We start from the raw sequence: 14,255 nt of genomic DNA, 5'->3' as shown, positions 1-14,255 counted from the left end.
CCGGATCAGAGGCGCTCGATGATCGTGACGTTGGCCTGGCCGCCGCCCTCGCACATGGTCTGCATGCCGTAACGGCCGCCGGTGCGCTCCAGCTCGTGCAGCAGGGTGATCATGAGGCGGGCGCCGGTGGCGCCGAGGGGGTGGCCGAGGGCGATGGCGCCGCCGTTGACGTTGACCCGCCCGGGGTCGGCGTCCGTCTCCTTGAGCCAGGCCAGCACGACCGAGGCGAACGCCTCGTTGATCTCGACCAGGTCCATGTCCTCGATGCGCATCCCGGCCTTCTTCAGCGCGTACGCGGTGGCGGGGATCGGCGCGGACAGCATCCGGATGGGGTCCTCTCCGCGCGCGGAGAGGTGGTGGACGCGGGCGCGTGGCCGCAGGCCGTGCGTCCGGACCGCCTCCTCGGAGGCGATGAGCAGCGCGGCGGCGCCGTCGGAGATCTGCGAGGCGACCGCGGCGGTGAGCCGCCCGCCCTCCTCCAGGGTCTTCAGCCCGGCCATCTTCTCCAGGCTGGTGTCGCGCCGCGGGCCCTCGTCGTCCTTGACGCCCTCGATCGGCTCGATCTCACGGGTGAAGCGGCCCTCGTCGATGGCCGCGATCGCGCGCCGGTGCGACCGGTAGGCGAACGCCTCCATGTCCTCGCGGGAGATGTCCCAGTCGCGGGCGATCATCTCGGCGCCGCGGAACTGGGAGACGTCCTGCTTGCCGTACCGGGCCTGCCAGCCGAGTGAGCCGACGTACGGACCTTCGGTGAAGCCGAGCGAGTCGGCCGCGCCGCGCGAGGCGAACGCGATGGGGATCTGCGACATGTTCTGCACGCCGCCCGCGACCACGAGGTCGGAGGTGCCGGACATGACGGCCTGGGCGGCGAAGTGCAGCGCCTGCTGGGACGAGCCGCACTGGCGGTCCACGGTGACGCCGGGCACCTCCTCCGGCAGCCCGGCGGCCAGCCAGCAGGTGCGCGCGATGTCGCCGGCCTGCGGGCCGACGGCGTCGAGGCAGCCGAACACCACGTCCTCCACGGCCGACGGGTCCACGCCCGAGCGGGCCATGAGCGCCGTGAGCACGTGCGCGCCGAGGTCGGCCGGGTGCACGCCGGACAGGCCGCCGCCCCGCTTGCCGACCGGGGTGCGCACCGCTTCGACGATGTACGCCTCCGCCATCACAACTCCTTAGGTTGAAGGATCCCTTCGAGGACCATCGCGACGTACTGCCTGGCGATCTCCTCGGCGGGCAGCGGGCCGTCGCAGCGGTACCAGGTCGCGGCCACCCAGACGGTGTCGCGGATGAACCGGTAGATGAGGCCGGTGTCGAGGTCGGCGCGCAGCTCGCCGTCCAGGACGCCCCGGTCGAGGACCGACAGCCACACCTCGCGGAACCGCCGCTGGTTGTCCAGCAGGTACGAGAAGCGCGGGTTCGCCGCCAGGTGCTTGGACTCGTTCTGGTAGATCACGACGGCGGGGCGGTGCCGGTGGATCGTCTGGAACGACGCGCCGACCAGCGCACGGAAGGTCGCGCCGGCGCCGAGCCCCGCGCCCAGCACCTGCTCGTACGCCGCCCACATGTCGGTGAGGAACGCCGACAGGATCTCGTCGGCGATCGACTCCTTGGAGTCGAAGTGGTAGTAGAGGCTTCCCCCGAGGATCCCGGCCGCGTCGGCCACCTCGCGCACGGTGGTGACGGCGTATCCCCGGGAGGCGAAGACCTCGGCCGCCGCGGCGAGCAGCTCGGCCCGCCGCTCGGCCCGCGCGGCCGCGGTGCTGTCGGAGTCTCGGCGACGTGGGCTCATGGATCGGTGGGCCTTTCCGGTGCCGTAGGGGTCGGGGCTCGCGCGGCAGACCCGCTCAGGGGTGCTGGCTGGACACGGAGACCACCTCTCCGGTCATGTACGACGAGTAGTCGCTGGCGAGGAAGACGATGACGTTGGCGACCTCCCACGGCTCGGCGTACCGGCCGAGGGCCTCGCGCTTGGTGAGCTCGGCCAGCAGTTCCTCGGTGGTGACCTTGGCCAGGAAGGGGTGCATGGCCAGCGAGGGGGCCACCGCGTTGATCCGCACGCCGTACGGCGCGGCCTCGACGGCGGCGCACCGGGTGAGCGCCATGACGCCGGCCTTGGCCGCCGCGTAGTGCGCCTGGCCCTCCTGGGCCCGCCACCCGATGACGGACGCGTTGTTCACGATCACGCCGCGCCCGCGCGGCCGCATCCGGACGAGCGCGGCGCGGGTGCAGCGCATGGTGCCGTTCAGCGTCACGTCGAGCACCCTGTTCCACTGCTCGTCGGTCATCTCGACGAGCGTGGCGGTGCCGCCGAGACCGGCGTTGTTGATCACCACGTCGAGTGGGCCGAAGCACTCCTCGGCCTCGGAGAACAGGCGCTGGACCTGCTCCTCGGAGGTCACGTCGCATGGGACGGCGGTCACCGAGCCGGAGCCGAACTCCTTCTCCAGGGCGGCCCGGGTCTCCGACAGCCGCCGCTCGTGGGCGTCGCTGATCACCACGCGGGCGCCCTCCTCCAGCATGCGGCGGGCGCAGGCGCCGCCGATGCCGGTGCCGGCGGCCGCGGTCACCACGGCCACCCGGTCGCGCAGCAGGCCGTGGCCCGGAACGTAGGGCGGCTTCATCCCCGGCCCTCCTCAGTGAGCGTCACATGAGTTACTCTACCAAACAATTGTTAGAAAGAATGAGGGGTGCCGATGACCGTAGTCCGCTACGAGCGGCGCGGGCCGGTGGCGGTGGTCACCATGAACCGCCCGAAGTACCGCAACGCGCAGAACTCAGCGATGACCTACGCCCTCGACGAGGCCTTCTACCGCGCCGTCGCCGACGACGAGGTCAAGGTGATCGTGCTGGCCGGAGAGGGCAAGCACTTCTCCGCCGGGCACGACATCGGCACGCCCGAACGCGACGCGCACGTCTCCTTCACGCGCAAGGCGAGCCTGTGGTGGGACCACGTGGGCAAGGAGGGCGCCGAGAGCCGCTTCGCCCGCGAGTCCGAGGTGTACCTCGGCATGTGCCGCCGCTGGCGCGAGATCCCCAAGCCGACGATCGCCATGGTGCAGGGCGCCTGCATCGCGGGCGGGCTCATGCTCGCCTGGGTGTGCGACCTGATCGTCGCCTCGGACGACGCGTTCTTCGCCGACCCGGTGGTGCGCATGGGCATCCCCGGCGTCGAGTACTTCGCCCACCCGTGGGCGATGCCGCCGCGGATCGCCAAGGAGTTCCTCTTCACCGGGGACCGGATGCCCGCCCGCCGGGCGTACGAGGTGGGCATGGTCAACCGGGTCGTCGCCCGCGAGGAGCTGGAGGCCGAGACGTTCGCGCTGGCCGAGCGGATCGCCGCCATGCCGCGCCTCGGGCTCGCGCTGACGAAGAAGGCGGTGAACCAGGCCGAGGACCTGCAGGGGATGCGCGCCGGGATGGATTCGGTGTTCGGCCTGCACCACCTCGCGCACGCGCACAACGCCGAGACCTCGGCCGACTCCCTGGCCGGCATGGACCCCAGGAGCATGAAGGCCGCCGCCGATGGATCTTGACCTGTCGTCCGTCGAACCGTTCCGGACCGAGGTCCGGGAGTGGCTGCGCGCGCACGTCCCCGCCGCTCCCCTGCCCTCGCTGGAGGTCGAGGAGGGCTTCGCCGCGCACCGCGCGTGGGAGCGCGAGCTGCACGCGGCGCGGCTGTCCGTCGTCTCCTGGCCCAGCCGGTACGGCGGCCGGGACGCGACGCCGCTGGAGTGGCTGGTCTTCGAGGAGGAGTACTACGCGGCCGGGGCCCCGGGCCGGGTCAGCCAGAACGGCATCAACCTCCTCGCCCCGACCCTCTTCAACCACGGCACGCCCGAACAGCTCGACCGGATCCTGCCCACGATGGCGTCGGGCGAGGTGATCTGGGCCCAGGCGTGGTCGGAGCCGGGCGCCGGCAGCGACCTGGCGTCGCTGCGCGCCACCGCGACCCGGGTGGACGGCGGCTGGCTGCTCAACGGCCAGAAGACGTGGAGCTCCCGCGCCGCCTTCGCCGACCGGGGCTTCGGCCCGTTCCGCTCCGACCCGGAGGCCGAACGGCACCGCGGCCTGACGTACCTCATGTTCCCGCTGGACGCCGAGGGCGTGACCCGCCGCCCGATCGGACGCATCGACGGCAAGCCGGCCTTCGCCGAGCTGTTCTTCGACGACGTCTTCGTGCCCGACCGGGACGTGATCGGCGCGCCGGGCGAGGGCTGGCGGGTCGCGATGAGCACCACCGGCAACGAGCGCGGGCTCACCCTGCGCAGTCCCGGGCGGTTCCTCGCCGCCGCCGACCGGCTGGTGGAGCTTTGGAAGGAGCGCGGCGACCCGTCCGACACGGCACTGCGCGACCGGGTGGCCGACGCGTGGATCAAATCCCGGGCGTACCGGCTGAAGGGTTTCGAGACCGTCTCGCGCACCGAGGACATCGGGGCCGAGTCCAGCGTCAACAAGATCTTCTGGTCGGACCTGGACGTGGCGCTGCACGAGACCGCGCTCGACCTGCTCGGCCCGGACGGCGAGCTCGACGGCGAGTGGCTGGAGGGCTACGTCTTCTCCCTCGCCGGCCCGATCTACGCCGGGACCAACGAGATCCAGCGCAACGTGATCGCCGAGCGCGTCCTCGGCCTGCCCAGGTCGGGGCGGTGACCGGTGGGACACGACCAAGGCAGCACACGTGAAAGCACACGTGACTGCGCTTGTGACTGCTTCAACAGCCGGGGCGCCCGCACCTGCCGCGGGCGCGGCGCCGTGACGACCATCGGGAGGCGGCCGTGAAGTTCATCCTCGACGCCGAGCAGCGGCTGTTCGGCGAGACCCTGCACAAGCTCCTGGCCGAGGCGGGCACGCCGGCCGCGATCCGCGCGTGGGCGGCCGGATCGCACGGGCCCGGCCTGGCCCTGTGGCGCTCACTCGCCGACGCGGGCGTCCTCGCCGTCGCCGTGCCCGAGTCGGCGGGCGGCGCGGGACCACTCCCCGTCGAGATGGTCACCGCCTTCCACGAGCTGGGACGGCACGCCGCACCGGGGCCGCTCGCCGAGAGTGTCGCCGTCGCCGCGCTGCTCGACCGGCTGGCCCCCGAGGATCTCGTCGTCGCGCCCGAGACGGTGGACGCGTGGCTCGCGTGCATCGCCGAGGGGAACACGGTGGCGACGGCGGCCCTGCCCCCGGCCGTGCCGTACGCGCTGGACGCGGACGCGGCGGGGCTCGTGCTGGCGGTGGACGGCGACGAGCTGCGCGCGGCGCTCCCCGGCGCGGCGCGCGTCTCCCTGGATCCGGCCCGCCGGCTCTTCCCCGTCGAGGGCGGCGAGCTCCTCGCCCGCGGCCCCTCGGTGCGCGCCGCGGCCGAGGCCGCCCGCGACATGGGCGCCCTGGCGACCGCCGCCCAACTCGTCGGCGTGGGCCGCGCGCTGCTGGACGCCTCGGTCGAGTACGCCCGGGCGCGGCGGCAGTTCGGACGGCCGATCGGCGAGTTCCAGGCGGTCAAGCACCACCTCGCGGACGCGCTCGTCGGCCTGGAGTACGCCCGGCCGCTGGTCCACGGCGCGGCCCTGGCCCACGGCTCACCGGACTTCCCTCGCGACGTGTCCGCCGCGAAGGTCGCCGCGTCGGAGGCGGCGTACGCGGCGGCCAAGATCGCGCTCCAGGTGCACGGCGCGATCGGCTACACCGACGAGTACGACCCGAGCCTGTGGATCAGGAAGGCTCGGGCCCTCCACTCCGCGTGGGGCTCCCCCTCGGCGCACCGCGCCCGGGTACTCGCCGCCCTGACCTGACGGCGGGCTGGTCGGCGGCCAGCTCAGATGCCGGATGAAGAACCGGGCCGCGGCGTCCCCTGCGAACTGCGGGACGCCGGTGTGCCCTGCTCGGCGGCGGCGGAACGGGGCCGGTCACCGCTCCAGGGGAGCTCGATGGTGGCCGCGGCGAAGCCGTCCGCCGCGGAGTGCCGGGCTCGGGCCGGGAGGACCCTTCACGAAGGGTTCAACGATGGTCCGGTCGGGTGCGGGTTGCGGTGGAGCTGCGCACGCTTGTCCTTGCGCCGCTCCTGCTCGATCTTGGACCCACCCCAGCCATGAGCCCGCGCCTCCCAGTCCGCTGGGTTGACCCCGACGGCGTGCACGCGGACCAGGACTTCCACCGGCCGGGGCTTGGGGCGATCGACTTCGACCTCGGTCAGCATGTGGGGGCCTCCCAGTGACCGTTGGCTGATCGCACGCATCTTCTCTTTCATGATTACCTTTCTGGCGCGGGCCTGTTGGCCGTGGCGGCGCCCCGAACGTGTTTCACGCGCCAGTGAGCAGGGTTCGTACGGCGGCGATGATTTCGGGCGCTGCCTTGTCTGGTGAGCCGCTGTCGAACGGCGGCTGGGGGTCGTATTCGAGAGCGAGTTGGATCGTCTTGGCCGCCGGCTCGCCCCACAGACGAGCGGCGAGGGTCAGGGCCATGTCGATACCGGCCGATACCCCGGCACAGGTGATCACGTCCTTGTCGATGACCACACGTTCGGTGCTGACGATGGCGCCGTGTGCGGCGAGGACGTCCCGCACCGCCCAATGGGTGGTCGCTGGGCGTCCGGCCAGAATGCCGGCCTTGGCCAGCAGCGTGGAACCCGAACAGACCGACACGGTGCACGCGGCTGTGGGACAGGTGGCGGCCAGCCAGGCGATGAGGGCCTCGTCCTCCAAAGCCCGGCGCCAGCGAGAACTACCGGGAACGACGATGAGATCGGGCCTCGGCAGATCGTCGAACCCGACGTCAGCCTGGAGTGTGAGCCCGTTGTCACAGCGCACGCTGCCAGCCCGCGCGGCGGCGAAGTAGGGCCTCACCTGTGGGTGACCGGCCAGTGCTTCGTAGGGGCCGATGATGTCGAGCGCGGTCATCTGGTCATAAAGCACGAAGGTCGCATTCATCGCGAATTCTCCTTATCGGTGACGGTGCGCGTCTGAGTACGGGTGTTCTGGAAGACGCGGTGCGGTCAGACCGCGGTGGTGCCGGTGAAGCGGTCGCGGTAGGCGCTCGGCGGCACGCCGATCTCCCTGATGAACGCCCGGCGCATACTCTCGGCGGTCCCGAAGCCGCATCGCCGGGCGATGCTCTCCACTCCGTCGCCGCCGGTCTCCAGCAGGAGCCGAGCCGCCTCGACGCGGGCCCGCTCCACATACCGGCCCGGGGTCATGCCGACCTGCCGCGCGAACACGCGGCTGACGTGGCGCTCGCTCACCGACAGCCGCTCGGCCAGCGCAGCAACCGAGTAATCAGCCCCCGGATCAGCGGTGATCTCTCCGAGTAGCCGACGTAGCGTCTCATCGCCCGGCGGGCAGGCTCGAGACCACATGCTGAACTGCGACTGCCCACCTGGCCTCTGCAGGAACACCACCAGCCACCTGGCCACCTTGCGAGCCAGCTCCGCCCCGTGATCCTCCTCGAGAAGCGCGAGCGCCAGATCCAGCCCCGCAGTGACCCCAGCCGCCGTGCCGACTCCCTCGTCGCGGACGAAGATCGCATCCGGCTCCACGGTCACCGCCGGGTAGGTCTCGGCCAGCTCGGCGCAATACGCCCAGTGCGTCGTGGCCCGCCGCCCGGCCAGAATGCCGGCCTCGGCCAGCACGAAAGCACCCGTGCACACCGAGACGGTTCGGCGGGCCACTGCAGACAACCGCCGCACCTGATCGACCAGCTCGTGGTCGCTGACCGCGTCGGCGTAACCCCAGCCACCCGCCACGAGCAGCGTGTCCAGCCCGCCCTCCACCCGGGCCAGATCGGTCTCGACACCCAAACGCGCGCCGGACGATGTCACCACATCCCGGCCGCCAAGCGAGGCCAACCGCACCCGATATGAACCCGGCACGGCCCTGGTCGCTCCGTCGAACGCCTCCAGCGGCCCCGCGACATCCAGCAGCTGGACACCGTCGTAAACCACCACCAGCACCTCAGCCCCGTTCATGGATCAAGTGTGAAGCGGCTGATGGGCGTCAGCAATGACACGTACCCCACCAATACAGACACGCCACCGACCCCTGGCGAACCCTGGACCCTGCACCCGCTCCGACACCGCGCGTTGACCCACGCCGCCGAGGAGGGCGCGAACACCTCCACGCTGCTGGCATTCTCCGGGCACACCAACGTCGCGAGCCTCGCTCGCCACTCCCGCGTCTCGGCCGAAGCACCGGCCCGCGGGCAGCACCAACGCGACGGGCGGCGTAGGCGTCGCGGCGCGTGCCGTCCTCCCTCGCGTGCCGTCCTCCCTTAGGCCGGAGACGAATCCTCCCTTAGGCCGCAGAGGATCACCCTCCGAGAGGAGTTCGGATCGCTGTCACTGGCCGACAATCGGCAGTGCGGCATCGGAGATTATCGGGGCATCCGGTGGCCGCCACAGATGCAGGGCCCGCACCTCGCGTACGCCGCGACCTCACCGCAGGAGTCCATGTGACCCGTCTTCGTCCCGCATTCACCGTCGCGCTGTTGGCCGCGGCTTTCGTGGGGGCACTGTCCCTCCCGGCCCTGGCGGTCGGGCCCCCGGAGCCCTGCACCACCGGCCCGAACGGTCCCGCGTGCCATTCGCCCGGCTGGGGAACCAAGTAAGAGGAAGGATCGTCATGCGTCACGCACGTCGCCTCGTCATCGCCTCGTTACTGGCCGCCGCGTGGGTAGCCCCCGCCACCGTTCCCGCCCAGGCTGCCACCCAGGCCGAGTGCTATCAGATCTACAACAACAACTACAACGTCCTCCGCAGTCAGGGCTGGAGTCACGAGAAGGCTTCCGCTGAGGCGCTCGCCGTCTATGAGGAGTGCCAGCGCCTCAACGCGAACCCCGCGACGGACCACCCGACGGACTGATGCAACGGCGAACTGACCTGCGGCTGCTTCTACGGACAGGAGAGCGTGCGTAGAAGCAGCCTCTGCCGCCGTCCTTCTACCGGCCACCGATACGGCGGGTGTAGCTCGTGTGGTGGCCGGGCCGCGCCCCCGCCCCGGCCCCCGCCCCGGCCCGTTGATGGCGACGAGCCTCCGGATGGGCTGCTCGGTCACCTGCGCTTCCAGGTAGCGGATGATCGACGTCTGCGCCTTCTGGAACAGGTCGACGAACGTCTCACCCAGGGATCTGGCACCGCTGTCGTGGCCAGGTCAGGGAACTGCCTGACCCGCTCCCGTCAACCGGTGACCCGCTCAGAGACTGTGGTGGTGAACGGAGTCAAGGAGGGCAAGCTCCTCCTCGGAGAGGCGGAGGGCGCCGGCGGCCACGTTGGACGCCAGGTGGTCCGGGTCGCCGGTGCCGGGAATGGCCAGCACATGCGGGCCGCGATGCAGCGTCCAGGCGATCCGGACCTGGGCGGGGCCGACCCCGTGTGCCCGCGCGACGGCCAGGATCCGCGGGTGGTCACGGTCGCTCGCACCGGCTTGGCGCCCGGAGGCGGCGATCGCGTAGAACGGCACGAAGGCGACATCTTGCTCACCGCAGGTGCGGACGAACGTGTCCTGGTCGGGCCGCACTCCGAGGCCGTACATGTTCTGCACGCACACCACCGGCGCGATGGCCTGGGCCTCGGCGAGGTGATGGGGGTGGACGTTGGAGACGCCCAGGTGACGGATGAGTCCGGCCTCGCGCAACTCGGCCAACGCACCGAAGCGCTCGGCGATCGAACCGGTCCCGACGATGCGCAGGTTCACCACGTCCAGGTGGTCACGGCCGAGCTGGCGCAGGTTCTCCTCGACCAGTCCACGCAACTGCTCTGGTGTGGCGTGGGGCAGCCACGCACCCGATGGGTCGCGCGGCTGCCCCACCTTGGTTGTGATGACCAGATCATCCGGGTAGGGGGCCAGGGCGCGGTTGATCAGCTCGTTGGCCGAGCGCAGCGGGGAGAAGTAGAACGCCGCGGTGTCGATGTGGTTCACACCGAGCTCGACCGCCCGGCGCAGCACGCTGATCGCCTGGTCGCGGTCGCGCGGGACGGCGTCGGCCACGAGCGCCTCGCCGGTTTGCGGCAGGCGCATCGCCCCGAAGCCGATCCGATTGACCGTCAGGTCTCCCAGCTTCCAGGTGCCTGACGCGGCGGCGGATATCGTCTCTGCGGTCATTGCGGAATGATCTCCCCCCGGTAAGGTAGCCGCCATCGATTCAGGTATAGGTGAATCCTGGGGGCGACCGTCCTGGCGGAACTGGCATTCTCAGCGAGCGATCTGGCGCAGATGCGGTTCGCGGTCTCACCGATGTGGCAGGTCGGGACCAGCTTCCGGCTGCTGAAGGCCGGTGCCGCGGACCCTGTGCACCGGCGCTGGCTGGAGCAGGTGCGGCCACGGGTCGCGGCTGCCGGGTTGGACAGCGGGTGGCTCGCCGAACTGATCCCGCCCTCGGGCTACGCCCCGGACTTCCTCAACCCGGCACCCACCGGGCCGGCCCCCACGCCGGCGGAGGAGCTGGCCGCGATCGCGGCCGCGCCGGCCGACCGTGTCCGCCGGGACCTCGACCACCTCAGGCACCATCAGGGCAGCATCGGCCCCCGTCTACGATCCCTGTACGCCGACCCGCAAGCCCGCCTGGTGCGGGTCGCGGCGGAGATCGGGACCTACTGGGAGCTGGCACTCGCTCCTTACTGGGCACGAGTCCGCGCAGTGCTTGATGCCGACGTCTTCCACCGGGCCCGGCAGGTCGCCGAACACGGGGCCGGCCACCTCCTCAACGAGCTGCATCCATTGGTCAGCTGGGACGACAACGTGCTGCGGGTGGTCCGTCGGCAGCGGACCCTCTCCCGGGAGACCGCGGGCGCAGGGCTGCTCCTGATTCCCTCGGCTTTCAAGGGGCCGGGCCTGTCCACGCGGGTTGCGCCGCCGGACCCGCCGCAGCTCGCCTACCGAGCGCGCGGCGTCGGCACGCTGTGGGAACGCCGCACCGCCACCGGTTCCGCAGCGGTCGTCGCCGTGCTCGGCCGTTCGCGGACCCTGTTGCTCACCGAACTGGAGGCTCCGGCCACCACGACAGAGCTGGCTCAGCGCACCGGGATCTCGATGGCCGGGGTCTCCCAGAACCTGGCGGCACTGCGCAATGCCGGCTTCGTCACCGCCCACCGGGCCGGCCGCACAGTGCTGTACGCACGCACCTCCGTCGCGGAATCCGTCCTCGCCGCCTCCGATGACACTTGAGATCATCGGACAACCTGCGCTTCACCTCCACCCAGGCGGCGCACGCACCCTTGGCCGACCACTCCCTCAAGCGGACGAACTGCCGGGCAAGCCATGGGGGCTCCCCCTTCGGCGACCGCGCCCGGGTGCTCGCCACCCTGGCCTGACTCCTCCCCCGCCGACGGGCCCCCGATCGCGTGCGGCGATCGGTGGCCCGTCGCGTCCGGGCGCTTTCGATCAGGTCCGTGGCCGTCGCCCGGTCCGGAAACGGCGCGCGCCGCCGGTCAGGGATCAGCGACCGGCGCCGACCGTTTCCGGGACGGCCGCGGCGAGGTGGTGACGCAGGCTTTCGCCCTCGACATCGAGGTTGGGCAGCGCCCGGTCCAGGGGGCGGGGCAGCCACCAGGCGGCGGCGCCGAACATGGACATCACGGCCGGGACCAGCGTCATGCGGACCACGAAGGCGTCCACCAGCACGCCGACGGCCAGCGCGAAGCCCATGGACTTGATGATCGGATCGTCCATGAACACGAACCCGCCGAACACGGCCGTCATGATCAGCGCGGCGGCGGTGACGACGCGGGCGTTGTGTCCCATGCCGTTGATCGTGGCCTGGCGCGGCGTGTCGCCGTGCACGTAGTCCTCGCGCATCCGCGAGACCAGGAACACCTGGTAATCCATGGCCAGCCCGAACAGGATGCCGATCAGCAGGATCGGCAGGAAGCTGACCAGCGGTCCCGGCACGTCCAGCCCGACCAGGTCGGCCAGATGCCCCTGCTGGAAGATCGCGACCGTGACGCCGAAGGTCGAGCCGACGGTGAGCAGGAAGCCCAGCGCCGCCTTGACCGGCACCAGGATCGAGCGGAAGACCAGCATCAGCAGCAGCACCGACAGGCCGATCACCAGCAGCAGGTACACCGGCATGGCGTCGGCGAGCTTGTCGGAGACGTCGATGCCCACGGCGGTGGCACCGGTCACCGCGATCTCCGCGCCCTTGATGTCGGCGACCTTGGCGCGGATGGCGTGGACGGCGTCCTCGGTGGCCGCGTCGGTGGGTCCGGCCTTCGGGATGATGGTCAGCAGCGCTGTGGTGCCTGCGGCGTTGGTCTGGGGCGGGGCCACGGCCAGGACGCCCTCGGTCTGCTGGATCAGCGCGGCGGCCTGTCCGGCGGCCGCGGTGGTCGCCTTGGCGTCGGCCGCGGTGACCACGGCGATCAGCCGGGCGTTGAAGCCCTCGCCGAACCCTTCGCTGGTCAGGTCGTACGCCTCGCGGGCCGGTGAGCCGGGGGCGGCGGTGCCGGCGTCCGGCAGGGCCAGGCGCAGGTCCTGGGCGGGCAGCGCGAGCGCGCCCAGGCCGACGATCCCGGCCAGCAGGATCGGCACACGCAGCCGGGTGACAATCCGCCCCCAGGCGTAGCCGAAGCCCTCCCGGGCCGGGCTCGCTTCCTGGCCCGCGCGCTGCCCACGTGGCAGCACGCGGGTCCCGGCGTACGACAGGAAGGCGGGCAGCAGCGTGAGGGCGACCAGGACGGCGACCCCCACGGTGCCGGCGGCGGCCAGGCCCATGACGGTGAGGAAGGGGATGCCGACGACCGACAGACCGGCGAGCGCGATCACGACGGTGGCTCCGGCGAACACGACCGCCGAGCCGGCGGTGCCGGTCGCCAGCCCGGCGGCCTCGTCCCGCTCCATGCCCTCCGCGAGGAACTGGCGGTAGCGGGACGTGATGAACAGCGAGTAGTCGATGCCGACGGCCAGGCCCAGCATCAGCGCCAGCACCGGCGTGACCGAGGTCAGCTCGACGACGCCGCTGAGCGCGAAGAGCCCGGCCATGCCGACGCCGACGCCGATCAGCGCGTTCAGCAGCGTCATGCCGGCGGCCACCAGCGAGCCGAAGGTGATGACCAGCACGACTGCGGCGATCAGAACGCCGACCCCTTCGGAGCCGCCCACTTCGGGCGCGGTGGTCATGATCTCGCCGCCGTGCTCCACCCGCAGCCCGGTCACCGAGGAGCCGGCCTTGAGGTACGCGTCGCGCTGGGCCGCGGTGACGTCATTGAGCCCCCGGTCGAACTGGACCTGGACCAGGGCGTGGCGGCCGTCGGCGGAGACCGCGCCGACCTGGAACGGGTCGAGGGCGGCGACCACGCCGGGGACGGCGGCCGCCTCCTTCACGACGGGGGCGACGGCCGCCGGGTCCAGCTTCTTCCCCTGCGGGGCGGCGACGACGATGCTGCCGGTGGCCCCGCCGGCCTGGGGGAACTCCCTGGCCAGCGCGTCCAGCGCCCGCTGCGACTCGGTGCCGGGCATGACGAACTTGTCGGTGGTGGACCCGCTGAAGGCGGCGACCGCCCCTACCAGCAGCGCCAGCAACAGCAGCCACACGGCGGCCACGCGCCCCCGTCTGCGGAAGGAGAACCGGCCCAGCCGGTACAGCAAGGTTGACATCGGAAGCGGGATCTCTTTCGTCGAAGGGTCAGTCGATGGAGCGGCCGAGCGTACGCAGCGCGCCCCGGGTCAGCTCCGCGCGCAGCGTCTCCTCGGGCACCGCGAGGTCGCCGGCGCCCGTCAGGGCGACACCCAGCAGCGCCATCCAGCCCCAGACCCGGGCCCGCGGGTCACCGGAACGGCCGGTCAGCGCGTCCACCAGCCGCTCGATGACGGCGTTGATGTCGGGCAGCTCGGGACGGGCGGTCATGGCGTCCAGGTCCTGCATGAGGATCGTGATCTCGCGCCGGAAGCGCAGGGACGACTCGACGAGCCCGGCGACCGCCGCGTGCGCGGCCTCGTCGCCGTCCAGCCCGGCGAGCCGCTCCTCCAGCTCGGCCAGCTCTCGCCCCACCGGCGACAACAGCTCGGTGAGGATCGCGTCCTTGTTGGTGAAGTGGTACAGCAGGGACGCCTTGGAGCAGCCCACATCCGAGGCGATGTCCTGGAGCGACGTGCCGCGGAAGCCGACCGTGGCGAACAGCCGCGCCGCCGACTCCAGGATGTCCGCGCGCATGGTGGTGGCGGAGCGAGTCATGCGATCACCTTAGCTGACCGATCGGACAGTTCTGACCGATCGGACAGTATGCGCCCGCCGGGGTGAATCACCGCGTCTCGGGAGCACAGGCCGAGATTCCGTGGAAGGGTGGG

General features: G+C 71.6%; 15 protein-coding genes. 6 read left to right on the top strand and 9 right to left on the bottom strand.

Annotated features, from left to right (window positions below; genetic code table 11):
• Positions 1-5 precede the first annotated feature (5 nt).
• The 3 genes from AWQ71_RS15450 to AWQ71_RS15440 are packed head-to-tail and all read right to left on the bottom strand — an operon-like array spanning position 6 to position 2,621.
• Positions 6-1,163: an acetyl-CoA C-acetyltransferase gene (locus AWQ71_RS15450; protein WP_067133386.1), complete on the bottom strand. Its 1,158-nt coding sequence runs from the start codon at positions 1,161-1,163 to the stop codon at positions 6-8.
• A complete protein-coding gene (locus tag AWQ71_RS15445) occupies positions 1,163-1,789 on the bottom strand; it encodes a TetR/AcrR family transcriptional regulator (RefSeq protein WP_067133383.1) in 627 nt (208 codons plus the stop codon). The genes AWQ71_RS15450 and AWQ71_RS15445 overlap by 1 nt, the downstream gene beginning before the upstream one ends.
• A gap of 55 nt (positions 1,790-1,844) precedes the next feature.
• Entirely contained in the window at positions 1,845-2,621 is a 777-nt protein-coding gene (locus AWQ71_RS15440; protein WP_067133380.1) for an SDR family oxidoreductase, read from the bottom strand.
• Between the two features lie 72 nt (positions 2,622-2,693).
• Between AWQ71_RS15440 and AWQ71_RS15435 the strand changes: the two genes are divergently transcribed.
• From AWQ71_RS15435 to AWQ71_RS15425, 3 genes are all read left to right on the top strand, one after another.
• Positions 2,694-3,533, top strand: a complete 840-nt coding sequence (locus AWQ71_RS15435) for an enoyl-CoA hydratase (protein WP_067133377.1) — start codon at positions 2,694-2,696, stop codon at positions 3,531-3,533.
• Complete coding sequence (locus tag AWQ71_RS15430; RefSeq protein WP_067133375.1) at positions 3,523-4,650, top strand: acyl-CoA dehydrogenase family protein; 1,128 nt, start codon at positions 3,523-3,525, stop codon at positions 4,648-4,650. The genes AWQ71_RS15435 and AWQ71_RS15430 overlap by 11 nt, the downstream gene beginning before the upstream one ends.
• Before the next feature lie 125 nt (positions 4,651-4,775).
• Positions 4,776-5,777, top strand: a complete 1,002-nt coding sequence (locus AWQ71_RS15425) for an acyl-CoA dehydrogenase family protein (protein WP_067133373.1) — start codon at positions 4,776-4,778, stop codon at positions 5,775-5,777.
• Between the two features lie 194 nt (positions 5,778-5,971).
• On the opposite strand, the gene AWQ71_RS43265 is transcribed toward AWQ71_RS15425, so the two are convergent.
• The 3 genes from AWQ71_RS43265 to AWQ71_RS15410 form a co-directional block, all read right to left on the bottom strand.
• On the bottom strand, positions 5,972-6,181 hold the full coding sequence (locus tag AWQ71_RS43265; RefSeq protein WP_218001795.1) for a hypothetical protein: 210 nt from the start codon (positions 6,179-6,181) through the stop codon (positions 5,972-5,974).
• Positions 6,182-6,284: 103 nt separating this feature from the next.
• The gene (locus tag AWQ71_RS15415) at positions 6,285-6,911 is read right to left on the bottom strand and encodes a DJ-1/PfpI family protein (protein ID WP_067133367.1); all 627 of its coding nucleotides are present in this window, start codon (positions 6,909-6,911) and stop codon (positions 6,285-6,287) included.
• A gap of 65 nt (positions 6,912-6,976) precedes the next feature.
• On the bottom strand, positions 6,977-7,945 hold the full coding sequence (locus AWQ71_RS15410; protein WP_067133364.1) for a GlxA family transcriptional regulator: 969 nt from the start codon (positions 7,943-7,945) through the stop codon (positions 6,977-6,979).
• 652 nt (positions 7,946-8,597) lie between these two features.
• Here AWQ71_RS15410 and AWQ71_RS15405 point away from each other — a divergent pair.
• Positions 8,598-8,837, top strand: a complete 240-nt coding sequence (locus tag AWQ71_RS15405; RefSeq protein WP_067133361.1) for a hypothetical protein — start codon at positions 8,598-8,600, stop codon at positions 8,835-8,837.
• 330 nt (positions 8,838-9,167) lie between these two features.
• Here AWQ71_RS15405 and AWQ71_RS15400 read toward each other — a convergent pair whose 3' ends face one another.
• A complete protein-coding gene (locus AWQ71_RS15400; protein WP_067133358.1) occupies positions 9,168-10,076 on the bottom strand; it encodes an oxidoreductase in 909 nt (302 codons plus the stop codon).
• A gap of 111 nt (positions 10,077-10,187) precedes the next feature.
• Between AWQ71_RS15400 and AWQ71_RS15395 the strand changes: the two genes are divergently transcribed.
• Both AWQ71_RS15395 and AWQ71_RS41625 read left to right on the top strand, forming a co-directional pair.
• Complete coding sequence (locus AWQ71_RS15395) at positions 10,188-11,138, top strand: ArsR/SmtB family transcription factor (protein WP_174550709.1); 951 nt, start codon at positions 10,188-10,190, stop codon at positions 11,136-11,138.
• The gene (locus AWQ71_RS41625) at positions 11,135-11,284 is read left to right on the top strand and encodes a hypothetical protein (RefSeq protein ID WP_157570366.1); all 150 of its coding nucleotides are present in this window, start codon (positions 11,135-11,137) and stop codon (positions 11,282-11,284) included. Before AWQ71_RS15395 ends, AWQ71_RS41625 begins: the two co-directional genes overlap by 4 nt.
• A 124-nt stretch (positions 11,285-11,408) precedes the next feature.
• On the opposite strand, the gene AWQ71_RS15390 is transcribed toward AWQ71_RS41625, so the two are convergent.
• Together AWQ71_RS15390 and AWQ71_RS15385 are read right to left on the bottom strand one after the other, a co-directional pair.
• Entirely contained in the window at positions 11,409-13,565 is a 2,157-nt protein-coding gene (locus tag AWQ71_RS15390) for an MMPL family transporter (protein ID WP_067133353.1), read from the bottom strand.
• A 28-nt stretch (positions 13,566-13,593) separates the two neighbouring features.
• On the bottom strand, positions 13,594-14,142 hold the full coding sequence (locus AWQ71_RS15385; protein ID WP_067133350.1) for a TetR/AcrR family transcriptional regulator: 549 nt from the start codon (positions 14,140-14,142) through the stop codon (positions 13,594-13,596).
• Positions 14,143-14,255: the final 113 nt, after the last annotated feature.

Origin of the sequence: Microtetraspora malaysiensis, from assembly GCF_001528665.1 — a bacterium.
Taxonomy (GTDB): domain Bacteria; phylum Actinomycetota; class Actinomycetes; order Streptosporangiales; family Streptosporangiaceae; genus Microtetraspora_A; species Microtetraspora_A malaysiensis.
The sequence above is the reverse complement of the archived record's forward strand: the minus strand, read 5'-3'. Positions and strand labels throughout refer to the sequence as shown.